Annotated in this window: 19 protein-coding genes and 1 riboswitch; of the genes, 7 read left to right on the plus strand and 12 right to left on the minus strand. The window is 52.3% G+C overall.

Annotated features, from left to right (window positions below; genetic code table 11):
• Nucleotides 1–16 precede the first annotated feature (16 nt).
• The 5 genes from LG201_RS09875 to LG201_RS09895 all read right to left on the minus strand — a co-directional run bounded on the left by LG201_RS09875 (nt 17) and on the right by LG201_RS09895 (nt 8,791).
• Nucleotides 17–4,336 (minus strand): cobaltochelatase subunit CobN, encoded by a 4,320-nt coding sequence (locus LG201_RS09875; RefSeq protein WP_226772036.1) that lies wholly within the window; start codon nt 4,334–4,336, stop codon nt 17–19.
• Nucleotides 4,333–5,601: a cobyrinate a,c-diamide synthase gene (locus LG201_RS09880; protein WP_226772037.1), complete on the minus strand. Its 1,269-nt coding sequence runs from the start codon at nt 5,599–5,601 to the stop codon at nt 4,333–4,335. The genes LG201_RS09875 and LG201_RS09880 overlap by 4 nt, the downstream gene beginning before the upstream one ends.
• 18 nt (nt 5,602–5,619) lie before the next feature.
• Nucleotides 5,620–6,234 carry a cob(I)yrinic acid a,c-diamide adenosyltransferase gene (cobO, locus tag LG201_RS09885; protein WP_226772038.1) on the minus strand — a complete coding sequence of 205 codons (615 nt, stop codon included), beginning with the start codon at nt 6,232–6,234 and terminating at the stop codon, nt 5,620–5,622.
• Nucleotides 6,231–6,800, minus strand: a complete 570-nt coding sequence (locus tag LG201_RS09890) for a hypothetical protein (RefSeq protein WP_226772039.1) — start codon at nt 6,798–6,800, stop codon at nt 6,231–6,233. Before LG201_RS09890 ends, cobO begins: the two co-directional genes overlap by 4 nt.
• Before the next feature lie 116 nt (nt 6,801–6,916).
• A complete protein-coding gene (locus LG201_RS09895) occupies nt 6,917–8,791 on the minus strand; it encodes a TonB-dependent receptor domain-containing protein (protein WP_226772040.1) in 1,875 nt (624 codons plus the stop codon).
• Nucleotides 8,792–8,913: 122 nt separating this feature from the next.
• Nucleotides 8,914–9,130: riboswitch (cobalamin riboswitch) on the minus strand.
• Between the two features lie 116 nt (nt 9,131–9,246).
• On the opposite strand from LG201_RS09895, the gene LG201_RS09900 reads away from it, so the two are divergent.
• Together LG201_RS09900 and LG201_RS09905 are read left to right on the plus strand one after the other, a co-directional pair.
• The gene (locus LG201_RS09900) at nt 9,247–9,447 is read left to right on the plus strand and encodes a hypothetical protein (RefSeq protein WP_226772041.1); all 201 of its coding nucleotides are present in this window, start codon (nt 9,247–9,249) and stop codon (nt 9,445–9,447) included.
• The gene (locus tag LG201_RS09905; RefSeq protein ID WP_226772042.1) at nt 9,444–9,749 is read left to right on the plus strand and encodes a cell division protein ZapA; all 306 of its coding nucleotides are present in this window, start codon (nt 9,444–9,446) and stop codon (nt 9,747–9,749) included. Before LG201_RS09900 ends, LG201_RS09905 begins: the two co-directional genes overlap by 4 nt.
• A gap of 247 nt (nt 9,750–9,996) precedes the next feature.
• Here the strand turns inward: LG201_RS09905 and LG201_RS09910 are convergent, their stop codons facing one another.
• Nucleotides 9,997–10,356 (minus strand): DUF2237 family protein, encoded by a 360-nt coding sequence (locus LG201_RS09910; RefSeq protein WP_226772043.1) that lies wholly within the window; start codon nt 10,354–10,356, stop codon nt 9,997–9,999.
• A gap of 65 nt (nt 10,357–10,421) precedes the next feature.
• On the opposite strand from LG201_RS09910, the gene LG201_RS09915 reads away from it, so the two are divergent.
• Nucleotides 10,422–10,880, plus strand: coding sequence for an EVE domain-containing protein (locus LG201_RS09915; protein ID WP_226772044.1), 459 nt, complete (start codon nt 10,422–10,424; stop codon nt 10,878–10,880).
• Between the two features lie 88 nt (nt 10,881–10,968).
• Nucleotides 10,969–11,412: a transcriptional repressor gene (locus tag LG201_RS09920; RefSeq protein ID WP_226772045.1), complete on the plus strand. Its 444-nt coding sequence runs from the start codon at nt 10,969–10,971 to the stop codon at nt 11,410–11,412.
• Nucleotides 11,413–11,479: 67 nt separating this feature from the next.
• Here LG201_RS09920 and ilvA read toward each other — a convergent pair whose 3' ends face one another.
• Entirely contained in the window at nt 11,480–13,000 is a 1,521-nt protein-coding gene (ilvA, locus tag LG201_RS09925; RefSeq protein WP_319006053.1) for a threonine ammonia-lyase, biosynthetic, read from the minus strand.
• 98 nt (nt 13,001–13,098) lie between these two features.
• Here ilvA and rpiA point away from each other — a divergent pair, with 98 nt between their 5' ends.
• From rpiA to ppx, 3 genes are all read left to right on the plus strand, one after another.
• The gene (gene rpiA, locus LG201_RS09930; protein ID WP_226772047.1) at nt 13,099–13,758 is read left to right on the plus strand and encodes a ribose-5-phosphate isomerase RpiA; all 660 of its coding nucleotides are present in this window, start codon (nt 13,099–13,101) and stop codon (nt 13,756–13,758) included.
• Between the two features lie 136 nt (nt 13,759–13,894).
• Entirely contained in the window at nt 13,895–14,602 is a 708-nt protein-coding gene (gene phoU, locus LG201_RS09935; protein WP_226772048.1) for a phosphate signaling complex protein PhoU, read from the plus strand.
• A 42-nt stretch (nt 14,603–14,644) separates the two neighbouring features.
• Nucleotides 14,645–16,144 (plus strand): exopolyphosphatase, encoded by a 1,500-nt coding sequence (ppx, locus tag LG201_RS09940; protein ID WP_226772049.1) that lies wholly within the window; start codon nt 14,645–14,647, stop codon nt 16,142–16,144.
• A gap of 93 nt (nt 16,145–16,237) precedes the next feature.
• Here ppx and ppk1 read toward each other — a convergent pair whose 3' ends face one another.
• The 5 genes from ppk1 to LG201_RS09965 form a co-directional block, all read right to left on the minus strand.
• A complete protein-coding gene (gene ppk1, locus LG201_RS09945) occupies nt 16,238–18,319 on the minus strand; it encodes a polyphosphate kinase 1 (protein ID WP_226772050.1) in 2,082 nt (693 codons plus the stop codon).
• 52 nt (nt 18,320–18,371) lie between these two features.
• On the minus strand, nt 18,372–18,644 hold the full coding sequence (locus LG201_RS09950; protein ID WP_226772051.1) for an oxidative damage protection protein: 273 nt from the start codon (nt 18,642–18,644) through the stop codon (nt 18,372–18,374).
• A 95-nt stretch (nt 18,645–18,739) separates the two neighbouring features.
• Nucleotides 18,740–20,815 carry a TonB-dependent receptor gene (locus LG201_RS09955; RefSeq protein WP_226772170.1) on the minus strand — a complete coding sequence of 692 codons (2,076 nt, stop codon included), beginning with the start codon at nt 20,813–20,815 and terminating at the stop codon, nt 18,740–18,742.
• A gap of 129 nt (nt 20,816–20,944) precedes the next feature.
• Nucleotides 20,945–21,247, minus strand: a complete 303-nt coding sequence (locus LG201_RS09960) for a hypothetical protein (RefSeq protein ID WP_226772052.1) — start codon at nt 21,245–21,247, stop codon at nt 20,945–20,947.
• Nucleotides 21,248–21,384: 137 nt separating this feature from the next.
• Entirely contained in the window at nt 21,385–21,966 is a 582-nt protein-coding gene (locus LG201_RS09965; RefSeq protein WP_226772053.1) for a superoxide dismutase, read from the minus strand.
• Nucleotides 21,967–22,036: the final 70 nt, after the last annotated feature.

Consider the following 22,036-nt stretch of genomic DNA (forward strand, 5'->3'; position numbering starts at 1 on the left):
GTGAAGGCATGGCTGGTTACAACCTGGGCTTGCGGGTACCAAACCATAGCCCGGCGATAAAGATGGGCAGCAACATCAGCAGCCATTGCCAGTTGTCCTGCACAGTCTTAACGGCTATCTCATAGGCGCGGGGTTCTGCTGGTTTGGTTTCTGGTGTATTGCTTTTTTCTATAGCCGTTTTTGCCGGCGCTATCTTGGGTTTCACTTGCTCTGCTATGGGCGATTGAGCTGGCTCTTGTGTTGCAGGGCTGTTGGTATCAGCCTGGCTGGCATAAGTTGCGGGTACTGCATCACCGCGTGCCTTGGACAAAGTCTGTTGCAATGTGTGCTGGTCGGCACTGTCCAGATATGGCATCAGCCAGTTCCACATGGGGTGATTGGGTGCTGTATGGCCACTGCCGGGTAACCCGTTTTTATTGACAAGTTTGGCCAGGTCGCTACCAAGTTGTCTTAATGTGGCTTCATCCGTGTGCCAATAGCCTTTTTCAGCAGCCACCATCATGATCGCCAGCATGTGTGCTTTGACCTGGGCGTTGTGGTCTTTTTCCAGGAATTTATCCAGGCCAAGCTTGAGTCCGTCATCCATATAGACACGCTTCACTTCGTCCCATGCCCAGTCCTTGATGATGTCGGGGCGTGTCACTTGCCAGCCCCAGAGGTTTTCCAGAAACTCCTGGCCCATGGTGCGTGCACCGGCATAACCATGTGTCATCAATGGGCGTATCCATGCGGGGTTGAGGTAACGTCCACGCAGTTCCATCAGCAGCGCTGTTTCCAATGGGTCATCACTCAGGTTATCTGCATCGGTGTGATTGAGGATACGTGCCGTGGGTCGTTTACCGGTCACGGTTTCAGTGGCCAGTGACAGGCCTCCGAGATAGTCAAAGGCATCATTGTTGTCGATGAGGCCGTATAGATTGGATGCGCGACCATGGTAGGTGTTGGTAATGCTGCCTAATGCAGTTTTGAGTACCTCTTGCGCGGGCTGTCCCTGTGCATCCATGCCGTAAGCATGGCCCATGCGGGTCAGGTAGGCATTGCCAAGTTCATTGCGGTCTTTCCAGGTACCGGAACGCTCTGTCAGCCGGTTGACGCCTGTACCGTAAGCACCGGGAGCATCACCGAAGATACGCCATGCAGCTTCACGGCCCGCTTGTTGTGCGGGTTGGCCATGTTGCATATGGGCCTGGGTGCGACGTATCCATTGCAGCGCAACGCCGTTGCTCGCCAGGGGCTCACTGCCTTCCTGCAAGCTTGCAGCCAGTGGTTCCAGTGCAGTGGTCAGCGCATTGTTCAATTGCGGGTGATCGCGGCGGATCTGCTGGGCTGAGGCTGCGAGTGCCAGGCGACCCCCATTGTCTATCCACTGCATGAGGTTGGGATAGAGGTCGCGGAACAGGCCGGATGTGGTGACGATGACATCGTGCCGCGGTATATCCGGCTTGAGCTGCATTTTCTGCACAATGCCACGCGCGTTCCATTCTGGCTCTATGCCCATCAGGCTCAGGATAAAGCTAACCATGACGCCTTCATCACGTACCGCATCCGATGCCCAGAGAATGACGCCTTCACTGTCATTGACGCTATCGCGCTCACGCACCTTGGTAGCCATGCTGGCACCAATCTGGAAGCCTATCCGCGTTGGCAGGACATCGCCATCCAGTGCATGAAAGTTACGTCCTGTGGGCAGCGACTCCGGTGAACGCAAAGGGTCATTGCCCTTGCCCGGGGCAATAAAGCCGCCATCCAGTGCGTGCAGCAAGGCTTGCATTTCCAGTGCAGGAGAGGCTGCCAGCGCATCACGCGTTTTTTGGCTCACGCTGTCAGGTTGCCCACGTGCCATCGAGTCCAGCATCAATTGCAACGATTCATCCGACCACTGGCGGCCAAAGATATGCAGGCCATGGGGCATGAATTTTTCCTGCAGTTTGGTCAGGTAATGGCCAATTTCATGGGCCAGAAGATCATCGTCTGTCTGCTCATATCCAATACCACGGACTTCCAGTACATCGGCCATGCTGGCCTCAAGCTCTGCACGCAATTGCAGGGCTTCCACAAGTCGGCGCATTTCACGCGCGGCTTCCACTTTCATGGTTTCAGAGCTTGATGATTCATAGGTCTCTACAATTTGCCGTAATTCCAGCAGCCGATCATAGAGCGGTGTGGATGTGAGGGGGGGTGTCAGGTGATCAATCATGACGGCCAGGCCTCGGCGCTTGGACTGCGTGCCTTCACCCACACCATCGACGATGTAGGGATAGATGCCGGGCAGGTCACCCGCGATGATGCGGGAGTAATCATCTGTAGCCAGCCCCACTGCCTTGCCCGGCAGAAATTCATAGGTAGAGTGGCGACCTATGTGTACCAGTGCATCCGCCTTGAAGCTGCTTTGTAGCCAATGGTAAAACCCCAGATATTGATGTGGAGGCGGGATGGTCGTGTTGGCATGCAGTAACTCCTCATCCACTTCCCAGCCACGCGGAGGCTGCGGTCCGATGAATATATTGCCAAATTGCAGGCCTGGGATCAGCAGCTTGCGGTCATGCACCATGACTTTGCCTGGGGGCTGGCCCCAGCCTCTCAGTCCTTCTATGCCCAAACCGGCTAGCCGGGTTTTCTGCACAGTGAGTTGGCTGCAGTCCGTATGCTTGTCCAGGCATTGCAGATAGGCTTTGTTGAGCGCATCCAGTTGCTTGAGGGCATTATTACGCTCCGGGTGATCAGCGCCTTCCAGCAGGTGGCGCAGCTCGTGCATGGCCTTGTCCAGCCGGTTGCGCGCAATATCAATTTCGCCTGCTTTCTGCGCGGCTGTCAGGTCCGCATGCAGCTTGCCCAGTGGCCCCTCCACCATTTCACCGCGAACCTGCGGTGCCAGGGTAGAAAACCAGTTCATATAGGATGGCAGGTCCAGACTATTCACTTGCTGGCTCATACTTGCCAGCGCGCCATTGTCCTCAGGCAAGTTGACGCCGCGCTCCTGCATCAGGTCAAGCAATGCTTCTTGAGAAGCAGGCAGTGCACCGGTGGTATATCCGGCTTTTTTCAGTGCCTGCAGCATGTCAAACAGCGAAGCAGGGACATCCAGGTTGTCGGCACCGATGTTCTGGCGACCAGGCGGGTGATTGTAATAAATCAGCGCGACTTTCTTGTCCGCATTCGGCTTGGCTTGCAGCTTTTGCCAGTTAAGCACGCGTGTCACCAATGACTTGACCTCGGCAGGGAGGATTTGCGGGAGTTTCAATTCCACCCCGGTTAATTTATCCAGTGTGGCCGGGCCTGCGGCAGCGACGACGATAGGCTGTGAGCTACCCTGGATTTCAGGCATGGCCACGCGGTATTGCACCGAGTTGATCGGCAATCCATCTTCGGATAATTGCCAGGCGGAAGCCGTGCGGTCTGTGAGTCTCATGGCTTTATACACAGGGACATCCAGTGTCTTTAGCAGCTCGGTGACAGCTTCCCGTCCCTCGGCAGCCCCGACCACAAAGTCTTGCAGTACGACCAGCCCGGTGGGGGTGGCTGGTGCCAGTAATTTTTTCAGGTTGGCAATTGCATCACGAGAAGTCTCGCCCCAGCGCGCCATGATGGTGATACATGGCATGCGACGCTGCTCGCTGGCGGCACAGATTGCATCTGCTGGTTGCGGGTCGCTGGTGCTCAAGTCCAGCACTGCCAGCATCGGCCCGGGCTGGTTATTGAGGGTTTGCTCCAGCTCCTTGCCACCACGCCGCAGTCGCAGGGTTTGTTCTGGCTGGATAGCGGGCAAGCTGGCAGCCGGATGTAGTAGCTGGCGCATGAATGTTGCCAGATTATCGTTACCACCTGCCTGCCACAGGTTATGCAATCCCAGCCACTGGCTGGCAGCCGGATGTTGCTGAGCCAGTTCTGCCACTTTTGGGGAAAGATTGTTTTGCGTCAGTGTCAGGCTTTTGGCATGTGAAAAATTGCTGACTTGCTGGCCTTGCCAGCGGCTGCGCAGTGACAGTGCGCTATCACCGTTGAAGGCAATGAAGTTCTTCGGTTTGCCTGAACCCAGTTGGTCCAGTTGTGCCTGTAATTGTTGTGAGGTTTCCGCATAAACGGCAATGGCGAATACCGCATCTGCCTGTTGTAACCAACGCTTCAGGGTGCGACTGTCGGCAGCCAGTACCTGGGATTGTGTACGCAGGATAATCTGGTCTTTGCCCTTGCTCGCCTCAAGTGCTGTGTGAGCCGCTGTGGCAGCAGCAGGGGCTGTACGGTCTGATACCACGCCAAAAAGGGTGGCTGCTGAAGCTGGTGCGCTCAAGCAAAGCAGCAGATACAGCAGGGAAGAGCTATAGCGAAGAGTCATCATGAAAATAAGCTGGCGATGGCGCGGGGATTGGATGGGAAATAAAAATGTAGGTAGCTTGCAGTGAGGCCACCATGGCGATAGATGGATTCGCCGGGTTTTCCTCGTTGAGTGGTGGCTGTGCTCAATGGCTCTAGTTCACTGATGAAGCTGGAGTAATGGAAAGTGTGCGCATGCAAGCGGCCTTCTGGCAGCTCCGCGAACTGTACGCCCAGGCCCTGGAAGCGTGGTTGCATGACGGAATTGCCGGGCAAGAGCCCAAAAGTGGGAGATGCATTGATGGCCTGACTGACGGCCATCATGCCGCCACATTCAGCCAGCATGGGCATGCCGTTTTTCCACGCTGCATGCAGAGCGCTATGCATGGCTTGGTTGCTGCTAATCTGCTCAAGATATAGCTCTGGATAACCGCCAGGCAGCCAGATGGCATCTGCATCAGGCAAGGTGTGGTCATGTAGGGGAGAGAAGAAGCGGAGAGTGGCCCCAAGTGCGCGTAGACATTCCAGATTGGCTTCGTAAATGAAACAGAACGCTTCATCTTGCGCAATCGCAATGGTTTTGCCGGCAAGCAGCGGCTCAATCGCTGATGCTACAGGAGTATTAAACTCAACCGTGGGTGGCAGTGCCAGTGAGGCGGATTCAGCCAGCATGCTGGCTGCCAAGGCAATACGAGTTTCCAGATCATGGATCTCGTTGGCGCGAAACAGGCCTAAATGGCGTTCCGGCAAGGTGAGCTCATCCTTTTTTTGTAGGGCACCCAGCCAGGCAATATGCGAGGGCAGGCTGCCTTTCAACAGGCTGGCATGATGTGGACTCCCTGTGCGGTTGGCGATGACGCCAGCGGGAATGAGCGCGGGGTAATGCGAGAGTAATCCGGCAGCAAGTGCGCCAAAGGTTTGTGCCATGCCGCTGGCGTCGATAGTGAGTGCCAAAGGCAAGTTGAATTTGACCGCAATATCCGCGCTCGATGGATTGCCGTCATAGAGCCCCATGACACCTTCGACAATGATGAGGTCGGACTGCTGTGCTGCTGCATGAAGCCTGGCTGCGATATCGGTTTCGCCACACATGGCCAGATCAAGGTTATAGACCGGTCTGCCGGTAGCGGTCTGCAAGATCATGGGATCAAGGAAGTCCGGCCCGCATTTAAACGCCTGTATTTTCAGGCCCTGGTTGCGCCAGGCTCTTGCCAGTGCTGCTGTGATAAGGGTTTTTCCCTGGTTTGAGGCTGGAGCAGATACCAGCAGGGCGGGACAACTGACCGTCATGAGATCACTCAATCTGGGTTACCACTCAACACCAGGCATGGCCTGCACACCATTCTTGAACGCATGCTTGACCATGGTCATGTCGGTGACGGTATCTGCGAGCTCTACCAGTTCTGGCTGTGCAGCACGGCCAGTGACAATCACGTGCTGCATGGATGGGCGCTGCGTGATATCCGCCAGCACTTGTGACAATTCCAGGTATTTGTACTTGAGCACGATATTGAGCTCATCAAGAATGACAACGCCTACAGCAGGATCTTTTAGCGCTGCCTGCGCTGCAGCCCAGCCTTGTTGCGCTGCAGAGATATCGCGATCGCGGTTCTGCGTTTCCCAGGTGAAACCTTCTCCCATCACATGCCAGGTGACACCTGGCTGATCGCGGAAGAAAGCTTCTTCTCCTGTGTCTGAGCGGCCTTTGACAAACTGGACGACCACGGCTTTCATGCCATGGCCCAGTGCCCGTGCCAGCAGCCCAAATGCGGCAGTGGATTTGCCTTTGCCGTTACCAGTGTTTACCAGCAACAGGCCGCGTTCGACTTTGGCAGCGTCGATCTTGGCATCGACGACTGATTTTTTGCGCGCCATTCTTTCTGAATGGCGCTGATTGAGGTCAGTGTTTTTCTGCTCTGTCATGCCGTCTGTTTGGCATCAGATCGCAGCGCCTTCACCACAATGTGGATGATGGCGGCAGTGGCGACATAAAATGCCAGTGTGCCTAAGTAAGATGGGTAATATTTTGCGATGCGCGGCAAGTATTCAGCCAGTGTGGGATCCGCATAGCGACCAGACAGGAAGTAAAAACCGCCGCTGGAGAACAGGTGACACACAAAGCTGCTCGCTACGACGCTGGCGGCCAATGTGGCAATCGACTTGAATGCAAACTGGTAGTGCTTGGCAAACCAGCGACCACCCAGCCACAATGAGCCATATGCAGGAAGCAGGAAGCCATAGGCTGGCGTAGTGCAGAAATTGCTGACACCACCCCAGGTGACGGCGGCAAAGTCCAGACTGGCAGCCAAAGCCAGCAACGCTGCGAATACCCAGGCCGGACGCAGGTAAACACCTGCCAGGAAGAACACCGCCCATGAAGCGCTAGGCAAATGATTAATCGCAGCAAAGTGATGACCGCGCGTCAAAATCAGCAATGCTGCAAGCAGCAAGCCGATCAATATCTGGTAATTTTTATTGAGTGTCAGCATGTTAGTTTGTCTCCAGGCCGGATAAATAGTGAATAACGCCGAATTTTAACTTAAATGCATGTGCATGATCTGGTTTGTTGCAAGCCGTCATTGCATGCGACGGCTTGCTCTCCACATTACATTGACGGCGAGAATCTTAATGACACAAACAGGTTGGTACCGTAAGTGCCATAGTCTCTTGCCAGCTCATACTTGCGGTCAAACAGGTTGTTGACACGAGCATTGAGTGACCAGTCGTCATTGATGCGATAGTTGGTGTAGAAGTTGACCAAGGTATAGCCCGACATGCGCACAGTATTTTCAGCATCGTTGTAACGTGCACCAGAGGATTGAATTTCACCACCCAAATCCCACGCGTTAAAATTCTTGCTGATTGAAATAAAGCCATGCTCTTTGGCCCTGCGTGGTAGCAAATTACCATTTGCTTCATTCTCAGGGCGTTGGAAATCAGCATTGGCAGCCAGTTTGAAGCCAGCAAGTGAGGTGCGGAAGTTGAGGGTCAGTCCACGAAGCACAGCTTGGTCGATATTGATTGTTTGCAGGAGTGTGCGTGTGCCGGTACGGCTGATCAGGTTATCCACTTCATTGTGATAATAGGTAGCACTGACGAAATCACGACCATTATCGTATTGCAATCCAATTTCCTTATTGCGTGACTCTTCAGGTTTAAGGTTTGGGTTGCTGAGATAGGTAATGCCCTGAAGAATGCTAGTCGGTGAATAAAGCTGGTTGAAGGTGGGTGCCGCAAATGCCGTGCCTATACTTGCACTGGCTTTTAATGTGGATGTGATCTGATAGGCATAACCCGCATTGCCAGTGGTTTTATTGCCAAACTGGGAGTTGTCGTCATTGCGTAGATTGACTTGGAAACCATGCTTGTCAATACGCTTTTGCCAGCCCGCAAAATAGGACTGAATATCCCGTTCGTTGACAAGTAATGGGGTGGTCGCATTGCTATCTGCTTTTTGTTCTCGCCTCTCAACACCAAGGTTTACCAAGCCGATGGGAGTCGTCAGGGTGTTCTGCCACAAATATTGGTCCTGAGTAGTCTTGAATGTACTTTCAGAGGTGGATGTAGGCCTTTTCGTAAATGAAGACAGATCATCAGTGCTTTTTGAAAAACTCAATAAGCTTGTCCAATATTGATTGAATCGGTTTTTGCTGTGCACGGTATAACTGGACAGGGTTTGATCCAGAAAGTAATCATAACGAGAGGTTGTGGCTGTGCTACCTGAATCGTTGAAACTACGGCTATCGGTGACGAGTACATTGAGCCCGATCTCATCATTTTCTGAGAGGTGCTGTGTGATTTTTGCAGAGATGTTCTGGTTGCGATATCCATCAGTATCTGAATTGTATGCACGGTTCGTTTTGTTTTTGATGGTGCTGATGCCATTTACATGGACTGCTCCGCCCTGCAGGCTATAACTGGTGTTGTTGATCCTGCCGTTTACGCCAGCTTCACCAATGGCGGTACCATAGTTGCCCAGGCCAACTGAAGCGTTGAATTTAGGGCTACCTTTTCCAGATTTGGTGAAAATTTGAATCACTCCACCGATGGCATCAGCCCCGTACATGCTGCTAGCAGGTCCACGCAGAATTTCAACACGTTCAATTTGACTCAAGGGGATATGCTGTATCGCAGTTTCCCCAGTAGTAGCTGAACTGATGCGTACCCCATCCACCAAGATCAAGGTATGTGTTGGATTGGTACCACGGATGTAAATGTTGGTGGATTTTCCTACTCCGCCATTGCTGGAAGTTTCAATGCCTGGTTGCATGGCTAATAACTCGACCAGAGTAGTTTGCCCGGCTTTTTGAATCTGCTCTTCTGTGATAATTGAGATATCACCAATCACGTCGGTGACTTTTTGTTCTGCCCGGGATGCCGTAACGACGGTATCTTCCAGTCTGGTATCCGCAGCTTGCGCGGTAATCGATGTTGAGAATATTGAAGCGAGGGCGATGGTGCCCACTGAAAAACGAAACATGACTGCAAACTCCTGAAGCAATAGCGTCCCCGCAATTGCTGATATATGAATGGAGTGTGCAGGGGCATAGCCATGAGCAACGGGCGACCGTCATCATTAGGCAGGCTGCATCCCCGCAGCACATCCTTTTTCATTTCCAGGCCGGTCTCCGGACTTGCAATATGCACGCTATCGCCTTCCCATGATGGATATCACAGTGGCATGAGGATAGAGTGTGAATTGCTTACCGTTGCGGGGGCAGTACAGGAATGGTTCGGCTCTTTGACTGAACGCACCTGTTTCCCAGTTTCACCTTGACCACGGAATCGTGGATGAGGCACCTAGAAACTTGGCCAGATTATAATGGATTCGATGCTTAGAGGGTAAAATAAGTTTCAGATATAAGATGTTGTAATCACGTCATAAATCCTGAACTTTAGTTGACCGGTTGCAGATTTTGCAATTATAGTGGCGCCATGGATTCTGATTTGATCGCTTTGGAAGAAAAACTCGGCCAGCTCATTTCGCTGTGTCATTTATTGCGTGCTGAGAATCTTGAGCTGCGGCAGGAGCTTGTCAGTGCTCAAGATGATAGCAAACAGTTAAAAGAAAATATGGCGCTTGCCACTACCAGGCTTGAAGCCCTGATTGAGCGCTTGCCGGAAGGGACCTTATGAGCGCGGTAAAGGGTGTTGATGTCAATATCATGGGCCGTGAGTTCACGATTGCCTGTACAGATGAAGAGCGTGCAGGCTTGTTGCGCTCGGTTGATTACCTTGATAAGAAAATGCGTGAGATTCGCGATACCGGCAAGGTGGTCGGTGTGGAAAGGATTGCAGTGATGGCTGCGCTGAATATCACGCATGAGTTGCTGACTGCCGAGGTCGGTGGTTTTGACATTGGCGATTTCAAGCGTAGAATCTCTTCAATGCAGGAACAAATTGATGCCGTTGTTGGTGAGCCTAACCAGCTTTTCTAGCACGATATCTTCCCCAGTTTTAAAAGGAAGCAGCCTGACTGATTCCTCCCTTTTGTTCCCCGCGGTGCTGTTTGAGCCATAGATTCCTTGAACCATAAATTTGGCCTCGGTTTCGGTCTGTTAAGTAGCTGTGTGCGCGCTCCGATGCGGGTGTACCTAATGTGGCTTTAGATCGTCACCACTTGAACCGTACAGGTTCAGGATGCCGGCTCGGATGACATTTGCGGGGAACTCCCTTACGTTGCCATTATTGCAAGGCGTGATATTTCAGGTCTGCCAGGCTGATGATGTCCAATGCCCGTGCGTGCGTGGCCTCTAATATCACCGGCGGCGCAAATCCCTCTTCAGCAGCTTCATGCCAGCGTGTAGCGCACAGGCACCAGCGGTCACCCGGTTCCAGTCCATCAAACCCGTATTCAGGTCTAGGCGTGCTGAGGTCGTTGCCCTTGGCTTTTGAAAAGATCAGGAATTCCTCGGTCATCATGGCACACACGGTATGGCTACCAATATCTTCAGGGCCTGTTTCGCAGGATCCGCTACGGGTAAAGCCAGTCAATGGGTCTGTACTGCATGGTTGTAAGGTGGTTCCAAGTACGTTGCGTGGCATGCGGGTGCTCTGAATGAAGGGTAAGTCGAGGTATGATACGGAATCTGGATTGATTTGAGAAACTCATGCGTTATTGGTTAATGAAATCGGAGCCCGGGGATGTCTCGATAGATGACCTGGCTGCTTTCCCCAATCAGAGTGTGGACTGGTATGGTGTGCGCAACTATCAGGCTCGCAACTTTATGCGGGACCAGATGCAGGTAGGGGATGGCGTATTGTTCTATCATTCAAATTGTGCGGAACCTGGCATCGTGGGTGTTGCCGAAGTCAGTACATTGGCATATCCCGATCGCTTGCAGTTCATCGAAGGTCATAAATATTATGATCCTAAAGCGACGCCGGAAACGCCGCGCTGGTTTAATGTGGATGTCAAGCTGGTGCGTAAGACTCGCTTGCTGAGCCTGAAAGAAATGCGCGATACGCCAGCATTGGAGAATCTGCGGATTTTGCAACGCGGTAACCGCTTGTCGATTACACCGGTGGATCCGCGCGATTGGGACACGATCTTGCATTTGCTGGCATAGTGTCGCTGACTGTTGCGCAACAAACATGTATGTGATGCATGATATGATTTGAATATCGAGCGCTGACTCAAATTAAAAGGAGATGATTATGGGCATAAAAAAAGAAGACGGGGCACTCGATCCACATCAGGATCTTAGAAATAGTGGCCTCAAGATTACCTTGCCACGACTCAAGGTGCTGGATATTTTCCGGAATAGTGAGCAACGCCACCTGGCTGCAGAAGATGTGTACCGCATTCTGATCACTGATCATTCAGAGTTTGGCCTTGCCACGGTATATCGCGTGTTGGCGCAATTTGAACAGACCGGCCTGTTAAAGCGCAGCCAGCTGGGCAACAACAAGGCAGTCTATGAACTGAATGACGGTGAAGAACATCACGGTCACCTGGTCAGCACCAGCACTGGCGAAGTGCGCGAATTTTATGACCTGGGCATAGAAGAGCGTCTCAAGGTGATTGTGCGTGAGCTGGGATATGAGTTAACCGATTACGACATTACGGCTTACGGTACTCCGATAGTTAACAAAGGCTAATTGAGCTTCTGTTATCCATCATAAAAAAAGCCCGCCAATCAGCGGGCTTTTTTTATTGCCATGTTATTTAGCCCAGAAAAAGCTTATAGGCAGGATTGTTGCTCTCATCCCAGTATGGGTAACCCAAATTGTCGAGGAATTTCCTGAACTCAAGGTCTTCACCGGGCGGTACCTGCATGCCAACCAGCACGCGGCCGAAATCCGCACCGTGATTGCGATAATGGAACAGGCTGATATTCCAGTCATGGCGCATGCTGTCGAGGAAGTTCATCAATGCGCCTGGTTTTTCCGGAAACTCAAAACGATAGACTTGTTCATGCTCTGCTTGTGGTGCATGGCCCCCGACCAAGTGGCGCAGATGCAGCTTGGCGACTTCATTCTCGCTTAAATCCAGCGCTGGCAGGCCGTGTTGTTGTAGTTGCTTTACCAGCGTGCCAGATTCGCTAGGATCCTGGATGGCCACGCCCACATAGATGTGCGCAGCACTGGCATCCGCGTAGCGGTAATTGAATTCAGTGATATTGCGGTTGCCAATCAGCCGACAGAACTGCTTGAACGAACCTGGGCTTTCCGGGATCGTGACTGCAAGCACTGCCTCACGCTTTTCGCCTATCTCGGCACGTTCGGCCACAAAACGCAGGCGGTCAAAACTCATGTTGGCACCAGACGCAATCGCAATCAGTGTTTTATCTTGTAGCTGGTGTTGCTGTGCATAGGCCTTGAGGCCGGCCAATGCCAATGCACCGGTTGGCTCCAGAATGGCGCGGGTATCCTCAAATACGTCCTTGATCGCCGCGCAGATGGCATCGTTGTCTACCAGGATCATCTCGTCTACATATTCCTGGCAAAGGCGGAACGTTTCCTCGCCAACTAGCTTGACGGCCTTGCCATCGGCAAATAACCCAACCTGATCCAGGGTGACGCGTTTGCCTTGTTGCAGCGATAGCGTCATGGCATTGGCATCGCTGACTTCTACGCCGATAATGCGGATTTCAGGCCGTACTTGTTTGATATACGCTGCCATACCGGCGATCAGGCCACCACCACCCACCGGGCAAAAAATGGCTTCTATCGGTTCGGGATGGGCATCCAGAATTTCTACTGCTACCGTGCCTTGACCTGCGATCACATCCGGATCATCAAACGGATGCACAAATGTGAGCTGCTGTTCTTGTTCTAGTTGCAGGGCGTGGTTATAGGCATCGGTATAGGACTCACCAGCCAATACCACTTCACCACCACGGTTGCGTACGGCATCAACCTTGATTTTGGGGGTGGTGACGGGCATGACGATGACGGCACGGCACCCTGCATTCTTTGCCGCTAACGCTACACCCTGGGCATGATTGCCCGCAGAGGCCGTAATGACGCCACGGGCAAGCGCCTCCTTGGACAGGTTGGCCATCTTGTTGTACGCGCCACGCAGCTTGAATGAAAATACCGGCTGCATGTCTTCACGCTTGAGCAACACCGTATTGTGAATGCGGCTGGAAATGTTGCTTAAGAGATCAAGCGGTGTTTTACAGGCCACGTCGTATACGCGTGCGGTTTTGATTTTTTGCAGGTAGTTGATTTTCATTGAGGTGATGCGGTCCAAGGCTGCAGTATATGATGCAGCAGTGTATTATTCAGGGTTTGGTTCTAATGAATCTGAATTATAAAGAAAACATAAGGGTTAAAGTAAAAATGGCTACACAGGACGAATTGAAGCAGCAGGTTGCCAAGGCAGCGGTTGAATATGTTAAGAGTGGCATTATCGGTGTTGGTACTGGCTCAACCGCTAATTTCTTCATTGATGAGCTGGCCAAGGTAAAGCACCGTATTGATGGCGCGGTTGCCAGCTCCGAAGCGACAGCCCAGCGTTTGCGCGGCCATGGCATTGAAGTGTTTGACCTGAATGATGTGGATGGCATGGAAATTTATGTGGACGGTGCGGATGAAATTACCGAACACATGCATATGCTGAAGGGTGGTGGTGGTGCCTTGACGCGTGAAAAAATCGTGGCTGCATGCGCTAAGGAGTTCATCTGTATCTGTGATGAGAGTAAGCTAGTCTCTGTGATTGGCAAGTTTCCACTGCCAGTTGAGGTGATTCCGATGGCACGTAGCCATGTAGCGCGTGAATTGGTCAAGCTCGGTGGCCAACCCAAGTTGCGCGATTTTACGACCGATAACGGTAATGTCATTCTGGATGTACACGGTTTGGAAATCCTCAATCCGGTTGAGCTGGAAACCAAGATCAACCAGATCGTTGGTGTGGTCACCAATGGCTTGTTTGCTGTGCGCCCAGCCAATGTATTACTGCTGGCAACCGCAGATGGCGTCAAGACACTGACAGCCAAGTAAGTCACTGAAAAGCAAGAAGCGCGAGCATCCAAACATTAAATTGTCATAATCGGCAATTAAGCTATAGAGTTGACTCACAAGCCTGGCCGGTCATTTCAAATGACTGACCAGCATCAATCACGGAAGGGATCGCGTTATGCAATTTGAACATACGTATAAACAATACGATGCCGAACTGGAATCGGTGCGTGCAAAAGTATTGGAAATGGGCGGTCTGGTGGAACAGCAGATTGTCAATGCGCTGGAAGCCCTGGTCACTGCCAATCTGACATTGGCCGACAAGGTAATTGCCAATGACCACAAGGTGAATGCGCTGGAAGTACAGGTGGATGAGGACTGCAGCCATATCATCGCACGTCGTCAGCCTGCTGCCGGTGATTTGCGTATGATCATGATGGTGGTCAAGACCATTACGGACCTTGAGCGTATTGGCGATGAGGCGACCAAGATTGCCCGTGTTGCCCAGAAGGTATACGAGTCCGGTCGTCTTTACACACCGCGTTTCAATGAAATCAAGACCATGGTGGGCCATGTGCGTGAAATGTTGCGTACGGCGCTGGATGCGTTTGCCCGCCTTGATGTAACCAAGACTGTTGATGTAGCGCGTCAGGATGAACAGGTGGATGAGCAGTTTCGTGCTGCCATGCGCCAGTTGATCACGTTCATGCTGGAAGATCCGCGTACGATCTCGATGTCGCTGGAAGTATTATTTGTCGCCAAGGCGATTGAACGTATCGGCGACCATGCCAAGAATATTGCTGAATACGTGATCTACATGGTAAAAGGCAAGGACGTGCGTCATACCACGGTGCAGGAGATGGAGCGCGAAGCGCAAGAGCCCTAACCGTCGTCGGTCAAGTTTATTATCAGGGCATAAGGCTTTACGTTGGGTACAAAAAAACCAGAATTTCCCGAAATCGCAGCAGTTGATCTGGGATCCAATAGTTTCAGGCTGCAGTTGGCACGTGTGTCGGATGGGCATCTGATTTTTCATGATTCCCTGCGAGAGGCGGTGCGTCTTGGTGCCGGACTTGATGAAAAAAACAATCTGGATGCAGACGCGCAGCGTCGTGCGATTGACTGTCTTAAACGATTTGGTGAACGGCTGCGTGGCCTGCCGTCACAAGCAGTGCGTGCCGTGGCTACCAATACCTTCCGTGTGGCCCGCAATGCCCCTGAATTGATGCGTGAGGCCCAGGAGGCACTGGGTTTTCCTATCGAGATCATTGCAGGCCGGGAAGAGGCCCGCATGATCTTTGTGGGCGTCAGCCACAGCCTTCCCCCAGCCACCCATAAGCGCCTGGTGATTGATATTGGTGGCGGATCCACTGAGTTCATCATTGGCCAGGGCTTGGAGCCGATAGAGATGGAAAGTCTCTATATGGGCTGTGTCAGTTACAGCATGCGTTATTTCCCAGATGGCAAACTGACCGAGGCTGCCATGGATAGGGCGCGCATCGCTGCCGCTGCTGAAATTCAAAGCATACGCAAACACTTTATGGCAGAAGGCTGGGATGAGGCTGTCGGCTCTTCCGGCACGGCAAAGGCATTAGGCGAGATCATCCGCCTCAGTGGCTTGAGTGAAGGTGAAATCACGCGAGAGGGTTTGGAGTATTTGCGTCAGCAATTGCTCAAGGCCAAGGAAATCAAGAAAATTGAATTGCCCGGCTTGAGTGCGGATCGTGCGGCGGTACTGCCGGGCGGGCTGGCGATTATGACTGCTGCTTTTGATGCGCTGAAGATAGAGCGCATGACGGCTGCCAGCAGTGCTCTGCGTGAAGGCGTGCTCTATGAATTACTTGGGCGCTTGCATGATCAGGATGTCCGCGAAGTGACCGTGAACAGCTTTATGCGTCGCTACCATGTGGATGCAGATCAGGCGGAACGGGTACGCCAAATGGCATTGATCCTGCTGGGACAAAGTGCCGATCAACTCAAGCAGATTGATGAAGACGGGGCTGCACAATATCTGACCTGGGCAGCCAAGCTGCATGAGATCGGCATTTCAATAGCCCATGGCGCTTATCATAAGCACTCTGCCTATATCGTTGAAAATGCCGATATGCCCGGTTTTTCCAAAATGGAACAGGAAACACTGGGCATATTGGTCAGGGCGCACAGACGTTCTCTCAGCAAGCTGCAAGGCGGCTTGCCAGTCAGTCCCGATCGTTTGTTGATGATTCTGGTGCTACGGCTGGCGGTACTGTTTCACCGTAACCGTTTGCCGGATAACCGGCCAGAGCTGCAGCTCAGCATCGTCAAGACGGGCTATACGCTCTTGATTGAGCCTGGCTGGCTGGTTGATAATCCCTTAACTGAGGCCGAGCTGGTAAATGAAATGGAATATTGGAAAGAGATAGGCTTAAGTCTTACATTGTCCTCCTGAATCTCTCAATGATTATCAGGGTCTTGCGGATAGCTAGATAGAAAAAGGGCCGATATTATCGGCCCTTTTTCTATTCAAATACTGGCGGCGGAATCACACCTCAGGCAATACTTCCTGCCCAAATTCAGCCATCAGCGATTGTTGTGCGCCGAAGCTTGTACGCTTGCTGGGTTTGTATTCATAAGTGCCGTCAGGCAACATTTCCCAAGCATTGGTATTGTCCTTGAGATAAGGCTCCAGACCTTCCTTGAATACACGTTTCTTCACTTTGGCATCCAGCAGCGGAAAGCACACTTCAATGCGGCGGAAGAAGTTTCTATACATCCAGTCGGCGCTAGACAGGTAAATGTGTTCTGCACCGTTATCGTAGAAATAGAAAATGCGCGTGTGTTCGAGGAAGCGCCCGACAATGGAACGCACCTTGATGTTTTCCGAAATGCCCGGTATACCCGGACGCAAGGCGCAGACGCCACGCACGATGAGTTCAATCTGCACTCCTGCGCTTGATGCATCGTACAACGCACGGATCACATCCGGGTCCAGCAGGGCGTTCATCTTGGCAATAATGCGTGCCTTCTTGCCAGATTTGGCAATTTCCGTTTCATTCTGTATGGCTTTCACCAGGCGCTGGTGCAGGGTAAATGGCGATTGCCAGAGGTGGCGTAGCTTGCTTGCGCGGCCAAGCCCGGTGAGCTGGGCAAATACGTCGTTCACATCCTCACTGATTTCTTCTTGGCAGGTTAGCAAGCCGAAGTCACTATATAACCTGGCGGTGCGCTGGTGGTAGTTGCCGGTGGCAAGGTGCACATAGCGGCGTAGTTTATCTTCATCGCGGCGTACCACCATGGCCATTTTTGCGTGCGTCTTGTGACCCACCACGCCATACACCACATGAGCACCGGCATTTTCAAGCTGGGCTGCCCAGTTGATGTTGGCTTCCTCGTCAAATCGCGCCAGCAGTTCCACCACTACCGTGACTTCCTTGCCTCGCTGCGCTGCCTCAATCAATGATTTCATCAGGGTAGAGTCTGCACTGGTACGGTAGAACGTCTGCTTGATCGCTAATACTTGCGGGTCTTCCGCAGCCTGCTTGATGAAATCAATCACCGGATTGAAAGACTGGAAGGGATGGTGCAACAGGATGTCCTGTTTGCGGATTGCCTTGAAGATATCCGCATCCTTGGCCAATTCCTTGGGCAGGCTGGGAGTGTAGTTGGCAAACTTCAGGTCTGGCCGGTCTACACTGTCAGGAATCTGCATCAAACGGACGAGATTCACCAGGCCATTGACCTGGTAGAGATCATCCTGCGTCAAGCCAAACTGGCCGAGCAGGAATGAAGACATTTCAGCCGGGCAACTATCCGCCACCTCAAGCCTGACGGCATCACCGTACTGTCGGTGTGTCAGTTCTCCCTGCAATACCAGTCGCAAGTCCTTGGTTTCTTCATCATCCAGAATCAAGTCGCTATCTCGTGTGACCCGGAACTGGTAGCAGCCTTTTACCTGCATGCCTGAAAACAGCTCGTTGACATGGGCGTGCAGGATGGACGAGAGGAAAACAAAACCATGGTCGCAACCGGCAATTTCACGCGGTAAACGAATCACGCGCGGGAGTGCTCGAGGTGCCTGGACAATAGCGACACCAGAGTTACGGCCAAACGCATCCTTGCCTTCCAGCTCTACCGCAAAATTCAAGCTTTTGTTGAGGACACGTGGAAAAGGATGTGCAGGATCCAGGCCAATCGGCGTCAGGATAGGCATTAGCTCGCGGAAAAAGTAGGCAGCAATCCATTCACGCTGTACGTCATTCCAGTGTCCGCGCCGGATGAAATGGATGTGTTGCTCAGCCAGTCGCGGCAATACCACTTCGTTCAGGATTTTGTACTGATGATCCACCAACTCGTGTGCTACAGGGCTGACCTTGGCAAAGGCCTGTTTGGGCAGCATGCCATCAGCACTGACATGTGGTGAGTTGTATTTAATCTGGTTTTTGAGGCCCGCAACCCGCACCTCAAAGAACTCATCCATATTGCTGCTGAATATGCAGAGGAATTTCAGGCGCTCAAGCAGGGGGACGCGATCATCTTCGGCTTGCGCAAGCACGCGGCGATTAAAGGCAAGAATGCCCAGCTCGCGATTGATAAAGTATTCTGGGCTCAATTTGACGGGCAACATGATAAAAACCTCACTCTATGCCCGTAATGTGACAGTTATATGAAAAGTCGGTTCAAGGGCTGGGTGGAACATAGCCGGAGGCGGTATCTGCACCTTCACCGAAGAAATAAGACTCAGTCTGCTGGGATAGATATTTACGTGCTTGAGGGTCTGCCAGGCTAAGGCGGTTTTCGTTGACCAGCATGGTTTGCTGCTTCAACCAGCCTGCCCAGGCTTCCTTGGAGACATTCTCAAAAATGCGTTTGCCGAGTTCGCCAGGGTAAGGTGGGAAATCCAGACCATCTGCGTTGCGGCCAAGTTTGATGCAAAAAACGGTACGTGCCATGATCGTATCTTAAAGAGTGACTGATAAGACCGTCATGATAGCGCAAGCTGCACCGCGGTGCGATGGTCTATCGCCGCGGGCAGCTTGCTACTGGTCTAGAACTCGCCTCTCAATCCTAGCAGCAAGGACCTTCCTCCCATGGGGGCTATATCCTTGAGGATGGACGTGTGGTCACGTATGGTTTGATCCAGCAGGTTATACGCCTTGGCAAAGGCTTCCAGCTGGAACTTCTCAGGTGTCGGCAGCTTGTAGGTGAAAGTGGCATTGACCAGCGTGTAGCCATCTGTGACCAATTCATTTTCATCCGTCCGGTTCTGCTTGAAGGCGCGGAGTACATCCAGCCTGGAACCAAAACGATTGAAGCGGTAATCCAGGCCAAATCCTAACTTCAATGGCGAAATGCGGGGCAGGGAGTCACCCGTATCCCGGTTGGTGGCACGCACATAATCACCACGCAGATTCAGGTCCAGCGTACCGACGGTGTCATACACACGGAACTTGCCTTCACCTTCCAGGCCCTTGAATACAGCCTTGGCTGAGCGAAACTCGGCTTCTGCAATCTCTGAATCCAGCTGCCCGGCCTCACCTTGCTCATTCACCAGGTTGCCGCTATTAAACAGGCCGATAAAACTGCTGAAACGGGTGTAGTAAGGACCGAAGCTAAAGGAATTGTGCCCATCTTTCCAGCGGATCTGGGCATCTACGCCATTGGAGCGCTCTTTCTGTAAATTGCTGGAACCAACTTCATATTGGTCGGTGGCCACATGAACCCCATCCGCATACAGTTCAAAGTAGCTGGGAGCACGCTCGTTGTGTGAAAGGTTGGTGCTCAGCGACCAATGTTTATCCAGGTTGAACAGAGCTCCAGTTGCCAGGCTGAATGGAGTAAAGGAACGGGACTGTGATGGGCCAAAATCGCCACCTCCATCCGACTCGATCTTGGCATGCTCAACCCGGCCGCCAAAAGTGAGCTTGAGTGCATCCAAGGGTAGCTCTTCATAGATATAAATAGCGCGCGTGTTGGTGCGGTTGGTCGGCACAAAGGCTTCTTCACCCAGCGCTTCGAACTTTGAATTATGGAACTGCAACCCGATCACACCGCTGAGTGGGCCTATATTGCCATGCGAGGCTTCAATCGATCCCTCTACGCCGCGATTTTTGAACGTGGTGCTGACCTCGCCATCTTCCAGCTCCTGGTGCTGGTAATCGGTATATGCCATGCGGAATTTTACCTTGTTGATGATGCTGCCAAGGTCACGTAATTCGGATGCAAAGTCCCAGCGGTCACTTTTCATGTCAATCAGCACATCAGGTTCCGCGACCGTGCCGTATTTATTGTTGAAGGTGGAATAGGACATGCCGATATAGCCGTTATCCAGTGCAATTGAGGCACCGATGGCGCCGCCATCTGCATCAGAGCCACTGTTGACGAGGCGCCCCTTGTTTTCTCGCACAGTGCCATCGGCCAGGTTTTTACGATTGGAAACTGCATATCCGGGAATATCCAGGTCGTCGGTTTTGCGCTTGTAGGCATCGGCATGCAGGGTCAGTAAGCCGTTGCCAGCATCCAGCACCACTGCGCCATTTTTCTGGTTTTCCGCACCACCCAAACGTACTTCCCCTCGGCCGGTGATACCATCGATAGCTTGTTTGGGAATGCGGTGATCTATCGCGTTGACTACACCGCCGACGGCACTGCCGCCGTAAAGCAAGGCCGCTGGTCCGCGCACGACGTCAATCTGTTCGATGATGAGAGGGTCTACTGCAACCGCATGGTCGAAACTGAGACTGGAGGCATCCAGTATGCCGACGCCATTTTGCATGATGCGCACCCGTTCGCCATCCATCCCGCGGATAATCGGACGAGAGGCATTGGGGCCGAAATAGGTGGAAGACACCCCGGGGATGGATTTTAAAGTCTCTCCCAGAGTGCTTTCACGGTGTAAGGAAAGTTCACGGCCGCTCAATGTAGACACGGGCACCACCAATTCATCTGAGGCAACGCCCAGTGGATTGGCAGTCACAGCGATAGTGGGGAGTTCGATTTCAGGGCTGCTAGCTGCAGCAAGTGCTTGGTGGCTGGCAAACAGCAATGAACTGCTGCAGGCCAGGGTGACAGCAATAAAAATCTTTTTTCGGGCAAGTGGTTGCGCCGCATGAGTGTTCTGCATATTGGTCTCGCTTGCATTCTTGAGTGTGGTCACCGACTGGTGTCGGCATGTCATCCAGCGTGAACAGCGAGCAACATTCGTGAACAATGAGTGAAACACCGCTCCAGTCCAGAAATTTGCTGCGCTGAGTTAGCTCACAGGAGGTGCGCGCGAGGAATAGGCGTAGAAGGTATTGCTTTGATTGACTAATGCAGGGCTGGAGATGAAGAGGAAAGAGCCTGCCAGGCCAGCCATGCTGTAGGTAAGCCCTGGTGTTGCATGATCCAGGCTGCTATAGGTCAGGCATTGGTCGCAAAACGAAGCGTGTGTGGATTGGTCTTGTGCAGGATGGGAGTAATCGCGAAGATGCGAGATGTCATGCGTGACTGCGCCTTGTTGGCTGAGCAACAACAGCAGGGAAAGCACATAACCAAGAAGAACTCTACGCAACATTGTTGCGATTCTAGCAGCATGTGATGAAAAAAAGAAACGGCCAGGACTATGAAAGGCCCGGCCGTAGAGAGTGCATCAATCGCGCAATGATTACCGTGTGAATTCACGGTGCTCAATGGCGGAGTGATCTGTGGTCGTTATGCCTTGAAGTTGGCGGCAACGAAATCCCAATTGATGATATTCCAGAATTCCTCAGCATACTTGGGACGCGCATTGCGGTAATCCACATAGTAGGCGTGCTCCCAGACATCAATGGTCAGCAGTGGTGTCTGGCCCTTGGTCAGTGGTGTTTCAGCATTGCTGGTGCTTTCCAGGCTGAGGCTGCCATCCTTGTTCTTAACGAGCCAAGCCCAGCCCGCACCGAAAGTGGTGATGGCTTTTTGCGTGAATTGCTTCTTGAAGTCTTCAAAAGATCCAAATGCTTGATTGATCGCATCGGCCAGCTCACCGGTGGGTGTGCCGCCGCCATTAGGCTTGAAGCCATTCCAGTAGAAGGTGTGGTTCCATACCTGTGCGGCATTGTTGAAAATGCCACCTGATGATTTAAGTACAATCTCTTCCAGAGTCGCGTTTTCGAATTCGGTATCTTTAATCAGATTGTTCAGGTTGGTGACATAGGTCTGGTGATGCTTGCCGTAGTGGAAATCGATGGTTTCAGCGGAAATGATGGGTTCAAGTGCGTCTTTTGCATAAGGGAGGGGTGGAAGTTGATGCGCCATTCTGGCTCCTTGCTAATCACGTTGATGACAGAAATTTGGACAGGTATTTTGCCACAGACGCTATTTTCAT

Origin of the sequence: Methylobacillus gramineus (assembly GCF_020532675.1) — a bacterium.
GTDB lineage: Bacteria > Pseudomonadota > Gammaproteobacteria > Burkholderiales > Methylophilaceae > Methylobacillus > Methylobacillus gramineus.

Coding starts and splice junctions, on each gene's coding strand:
- LG201_RS09875 (WP_226772036.1), bottom strand. CDS start 4,336: ATGATGACTCTTCGCTATAGCTCTTCCCTGCTGTATCTGCTGCTTTGC.
- LG201_RS09880 (WP_226772037.1), bottom strand. CDS start 5,601: ATGACGGTCAGTTGTCCCGCCCTGCTGGTATCTGCTCCAGCCTCAAAC.
- cobO (WP_226772038.1), bottom strand. CDS start 6,234: ATGACAGAGCAGAAAAACACTGACCTCAATCAGCGCCATTCAGAAAGA.
- LG201_RS09890 (WP_226772039.1), bottom strand. CDS start 6,800: ATGCTGACACTCAATAAAAATTACCAGATATTGATCGGCTTGCTGCTT.
- LG201_RS09895 (WP_226772040.1), bottom strand. CDS start 8,791: ATGTTTCGTTTTTCAGTGGGCACCATCGCCCTCGCTTCAATATTCTCA.
- LG201_RS09900 (WP_226772041.1), top strand. CDS start 9,247: ATGGATTCTGATTTGATCGCTTTGGAAGAAAAACTCGGCCAGCTCATT.
- LG201_RS09905 (WP_226772042.1), top strand. CDS start 9,444: ATGAGCGCGGTAAAGGGTGTTGATGTCAATATCATGGGCCGTGAGTTC.
- LG201_RS09910 (WP_226772043.1), bottom strand. CDS start 10,356: ATGCCACGCAACGTACTTGGAACCACCTTACAACCATGCAGTACAGAC.
- LG201_RS09915 (WP_226772044.1), top strand. CDS start 10,422: ATGCGTTATTGGTTAATGAAATCGGAGCCCGGGGATGTCTCGATAGAT.
- LG201_RS09920 (WP_226772045.1), top strand. CDS start 10,969: ATGGGCATAAAAAAAGAAGACGGGGCACTCGATCCACATCAGGATCTT.
- rpiA (WP_226772047.1), top strand. CDS start 13,099: ATGGCTACACAGGACGAATTGAAGCAGCAGGTTGCCAAGGCAGCGGTT.
- phoU (WP_226772048.1), top strand. CDS start 13,895: ATGCAATTTGAACATACGTATAAACAATACGATGCCGAACTGGAATCG.
- ppk1 (WP_226772050.1), bottom strand. CDS start 18,319: ATGTTGCCCGTCAAATTGAGCCCAGAATACTTTATCAATCGCGAGCTG.
- LG201_RS09950 (WP_226772051.1), bottom strand. CDS start 18,644: ATGGCACGTACCGTTTTTTGCATCAAACTTGGCCGCAACGCAGATGGT.
- LG201_RS09955 (WP_226772170.1), bottom strand. CDS start 20,815: ATGCAGAACACTCATGCGGCGCAACCACTTGCCCGAAAAAAGATTTTT.
- LG201_RS09960 (WP_226772052.1), bottom strand. CDS start 21,247: ATGTTGCGTAGAGTTCTTCTTGGTTATGTGCTTTCCCTGCTGTTGTTG.
- LG201_RS09965 (WP_226772053.1), bottom strand. CDS start 21,966: ATGGCGCATCAACTTCCACCCCTCCCTTATGCAAAAGACGCACTTGAA.